The 4,390-nt window shown below is 42.6% G+C and carries 5 protein-coding genes; 3 read left to right on the forward strand and 2 right to left on the reverse strand.

The features are described 5' to 3' along the window. Positions 1–224 (reverse strand): exonuclease domain-containing protein (locus A3756_RS09910; protein ID WP_255376514.1); only part of this gene is annotated, 224 nt, incomplete at its 3' end. 202 nt (positions 225–426) lie between these two features. Between A3756_RS09910 and A3756_RS09915 the strand changes: the two genes are divergently transcribed. Together A3756_RS09915 and A3756_RS09920 are read left to right on the forward strand one after the other, a co-directional pair. Then, complete coding sequence (locus tag A3756_RS09915) at positions 427–1,305, forward strand: OmpA family protein (protein ID WP_231875515.1); 879 nt, start codon at positions 427–429, stop codon at positions 1,303–1,305. Between the two features lie 175 nt (positions 1,306–1,480). Further along, positions 1,481–2,695 (forward strand): argininosuccinate synthase, encoded by a 1,215-nt coding sequence (locus tag A3756_RS09920; protein ID WP_068507850.1) that lies wholly within the window; start codon positions 1,481–1,483, stop codon positions 2,693–2,695. Between the two features lie 106 nt (positions 2,696–2,801). Here A3756_RS09920 and A3756_RS09925 read toward each other — a convergent pair whose 3' ends face one another. Further along, the gene (locus A3756_RS09925; protein ID WP_156490393.1) at positions 2,802–3,707 is read right to left on the reverse strand and encodes a DUF2806 domain-containing protein; all 906 of its coding nucleotides are present in this window, start codon (positions 3,705–3,707) and stop codon (positions 2,802–2,804) included. Positions 3,708–4,152: 445 nt separating this feature from the next. Between A3756_RS09925 and A3756_RS09930 the strand changes: the two genes are divergently transcribed. After that, positions 4,153–4,390: exodeoxyribonuclease V subunit gamma (locus A3756_RS09930; protein WP_156490394.1), on the forward strand; the 238-nt coding region annotated here is incomplete at its 3' end.

The raw sequence follows: 4,390 nt of genomic DNA on the forward strand, positions 1-4,390 counted from the left end.
GCCTCAAGATTTGCTCCTCTAAAAGGCTCTACATTGCAATGTACAGTTTCTTTTAGGTAGAGATCGCCATCGGTCTTCATGCTGATAATAACAGCGGCTATTTCTAGTAGAGCGTCGGTTTTTGCGTTAAAGCCAGCGGTCTCAACATCAATCACGACTGGAAGAAAGCCCCGAAAGCGATTGGATATGGCGTGAGAATTGCATTTTTCAGATTGGTTTGGCACGGTTTGTCCTTATTTGTTCCGTTGCGTGGCTAAGTCGGCCAAGTTGTAGCGACAGTATATCAGAGCAAGGTTATGATAGGGCAAAGAATTGCCAGGTTTTGTTTTCAGTTTTTATGTGACTTGGAAAATACCTTATTAGGGGCTTGCTACAAAAAGAGCTGATCCGATTTATTATGGTAAGAGAATTTGTGAGGTGTCCGATTTGAAGCGCGGTAGTACTTTTGTAAGAGGCTTAATGTTAGGAGTCGTGATAGCTTGCTTATCAAGCCTTGCCCATGCCAAAACCTATAGCGCAGAGCTGGATCAGAGTCAGTGGTACCTGTCTTCCTCTATATTCGAATGCAGTCTGGTTCATGATATTCCTTATTATGGTAAGGGTGTCTTCTATCATGAAGCAGGAGAGAACCTGCGCTTCTATACGATGACTAATAATAACCCTATGAAACCGGGTAAAGCGGCGTTAGTGGTTGAGGCTTCATCTTGGAAGCCGGGCAAGGTAATTCAGGATCTGGGTTATGTCGACGTTGTAGATAGTGATCAGCCTTTAAGTGTGCCTAGAGCTAAAGCGACTAATATGATGCAGGGCCTATTAGAAGGCATGACGCCAACTTTTACCCGGAAAGCTTGGTACAGCGATGATTCAATCAGGGTTAGAATTAATAGTGTTAATTTCAAGTCAATCTATAATGGCTATCTTGATTGTATAGCAGGTTTGTTGCCGGTTAATTTTAGGCAGGTCGAGAAAACGCGTGTGCATTTTGAATCTGATAAGTCAGATCTAACCGAGCGTGATATAAAGTCACTGGATTTGGTGGTTCTCTATGTCTTAAATGACTCGAGTGTGACAGCTATTTATGTTGATGGTCACACAGACAGTACTGGCCGTAGAATTTATAACCGGCGCTTATCTAAAGCACGCGCGCAAGCCGTTAGGGATTACTTAATCAATAATGGTCTGGAAGCCGATATTATCCGTACACGTTACCATGGTGAGCGTTATCCGGTGGCTAAAAATAACACCAAAAAGAATAAGAAACTGAATAGACGTAGCACCGTTCGGCTGGTTCGCGATCTAGATTAAGCGTAATACAGTAAATATCTCGGCAATATTTGTATTTGTGGCCCAACAGCAAGTAGAATAGCCGCCTTTTCGTAATGAATATTATTAAGCGGAACAGGATTTCACTCGTTTAGCTGTTTGTGGCTGAAGAGTGACAGCTTGTTTTGTCTGCATCTTCGATAGTTGGAGCCTTTCTATGTCAGAAATTAACAAAGTTGTCTTGGCTTATTCTGGTGGTCTAGACACCTCTGTAATCGTTAAATGGTTACAGGAAACATACAACTGTGAAGTTGTTACCTACACAGCTGACCTTGGTCAAGGTGAAGAAGTTGAACCTGCACGTTCCAAAGCAGAAGCATTGGGTGTTAAAGAAATCTATATTGAAGACGTGCGCGAAGAATTTGTTCGTGACTATGTTTTCCCGATGTTCAGAGCAAATACTATTTATGAAGGCGAGTACCTGTTAGGTACGTCTATTGCTCGTCCTTTAATTGCCAAGCGAATGGTCGAAATTGCTAATGAAACAGGTGCTTGTGCTATCTCTCACGGTGCGACCGGTAAAGGTAATGACCAGATTCGTTTTGAGTTAGGTGCCTATGCACTTAAGCCGGGTGTTCAGGTCATTGCACCTTGGAGAGAATGGGATCTCAACTCTCGTGAAAGCTTGTTAGCCTATTGTGATACACACGGTATCGAAGTTGAAAAGAAGAAAGGTAAGTCTCCTTATTCTATGGATGCAAACTTGCTACATATTTCTTATGAAGGCGATATGCTAGAAGATCCTTGGAATGAGCCTGAAGAAGAAATGTGGCGTTGGTCTGTTTCTCCTGAGAACGCTCCAGATACACCGACTTATATCGAACTGACATATGAGAAAGGCGATATCACCGCGATCAATGGTGAAGCGATGAGCCCGGCAACCGTGCTTGAGACCTTGAATAAGGTCGGTGGTGATAATGGTGTCGGCCGTTTGGATATCGTTGAAAACCGCTATGTAGGTATGAAGTCTCGAGGCTGCTATGAAACGCCAGGGGGCACGATTATGCTTAAGGCTCACCGTGCGATTGAATCTTTGACTCTCGATAAAGAGTCTGCGCATTTGAAAGACAGTATTATGTCTAAGTATGCGGAGTTGGTTTATAACGGTTACTGGTGGTCCCCTGAGCGTAAAGCGCTTCAAGCCTTGATAGATGAAACACAGCATTATGTAAACGGTGTTGTTCGCGTTAAGCTTTATAAGGGTAACGTTGTGGTTGTCGGTCGTAAATCTGAAGAAACCTTGTTTGATGAGAGTATCGCTACATTTGAAGATGACGGTGGTTCATATGATCAGAAAGATGCTGAAGGTTTCATTAAATTGAATGCTCTACGTTTACGTATCGCTGCAGGTAAGGGGCGCGATCAGGGTTAAGCTCCTTTTCTCACCCATAAAAAAACCGACATTGATTGTCGGTTTTTTTGTTTCGGGCTTAGTTTAAGTACTTCACTAACTCTTTGATAATTTTGGAGCGTGCGATTTAACCGGCGATAGATTCTTTAAGGGTGCTGCTTTTGTTGCTATTAGCTGTTGCCGCTTCAATATCGATAAAGTCAGATAAGTATTCCCAGACGACTCTTCTTTGTAAGTTACTGCTTGGGATTGAGTCTAAGCCACCGATTATTTTGAGTAAGTCGCTACCTGTTTTGGTGAATGCCTGGGTATAGAAACCGACGCCTTGGCCGGGAGCGGTAAAGTCGTGGCTAACACTATGTCGCGTTTTACGGTAATAAAACTCGTAGCCAACTAGTAGCTCACTAGGGTCTCTTGCAATCATACCTGCATTGACGCAGTGTGATAGTAGGCGCAGCTCGGAAAATATATCATCTTCCTTCGTTAAGCTGTTGTTGGCGCGAAACACAAAAGGGTGACCGTTATGGCCGATAAAGGCATAGTTGGAAACCTTCTTAAAGGCAGTAATTTCCCAAGCGTCACAATGGTATAGAAAGTTCAGGCTACGCTTGGAGATTGAATGAGGTCGTTTTAGCTCACAAAGTAGAGCTCTGGCCCAGAGGCTTTGCATTGGGCTGCTACTAACATTCTGGGCGTAGTCAAAGAATATATTTGCCCAATCTGAATCTACGGATTTAGCCGTAACTTTTTGTCCTAGTAGACCGGAAGCAATTGCTAATATTGCTTCAATATTTGCTTGTCTTAGGGTTTCCTGGTGCCTGATTCGAGCATGAGTGCGCTCATTGAGGCTGGCAAAAGCAACATCGGTTTCAACATAGATCGGCTCGTCTGCTTCATCACTCGCCTTATCGCTGGCCAGGTCACGAACAACAGTGCCATTGGCGCGATAGTATCCGCCCATGGACTTGGTGCACAGTGCCACGAGTTTGGACCATGTTCCGATTTGTTTTTTCTTTCCTTTAGAACCGTGCAAGCTTTTGGCCCCTAACTGGACTCTGTTTAATTCGGTGAATAAAACATGCCAGGTGACGTTATATTTGTATGTTTTAAAAACTATTATTCTTGGATACTTTTATATCGCAGCAAGAAATATATTCATTTGTAATGTTGAAAACAAGCAATGCTTTTTGTTCACGGTTTAAATGTGACTCTGTTCAAAAAACACTCTCATGATACAAAAAAACAATGCAGGCGTCGACTTTATTTGTTAGCAAAAAATCCAATAATATCAATGAATAAGGACTTCCGCTCATGTCTTGAGAGCTTACATTAAGTTTGCCGATTAAGTTGATGACTCGTAGTTGAAATAAGCGCGAAAAGCAGGTGAAAGTCCTGATGATTTCAGTTAACGTATCAACGATAATAAAGAAATAGCGCTAGCTCTTCGCACGCAACTCTCAAATCTGACTGATTATTTAATGCTTAAATTTTACCCTTCGAATCGCACTGAAAACCTCGCTTTCATCATTGCTGAAATAATGAGACGAGAACCACTGAAAAAAATCTTTGATCAGGAAAAGGTGATTATTCAAAGTTTCGGTATGGGCACCTGGCTTCAGCAGCAAATATCTGAAGAATTGGGTATCTCTGCGATGGTTGAATGTAGCATGCCAGCGTCTTTTATTTGGAAATTGGCTGAAGCCTTATTACCGAAGC

This window comes from Oleiphilus sp. HI0086 (assembly GCF_001635225.1).

Excerpts from the sequence above, each read along its gene's own strand:
- A3756_RS09920 (WP_068507850.1), top strand. The coding sequence starts at position 1,481 with ATGTCAGAAATTAACAAAGTTGTCTTGGCTTATTCTGGTGGTCTAGAC.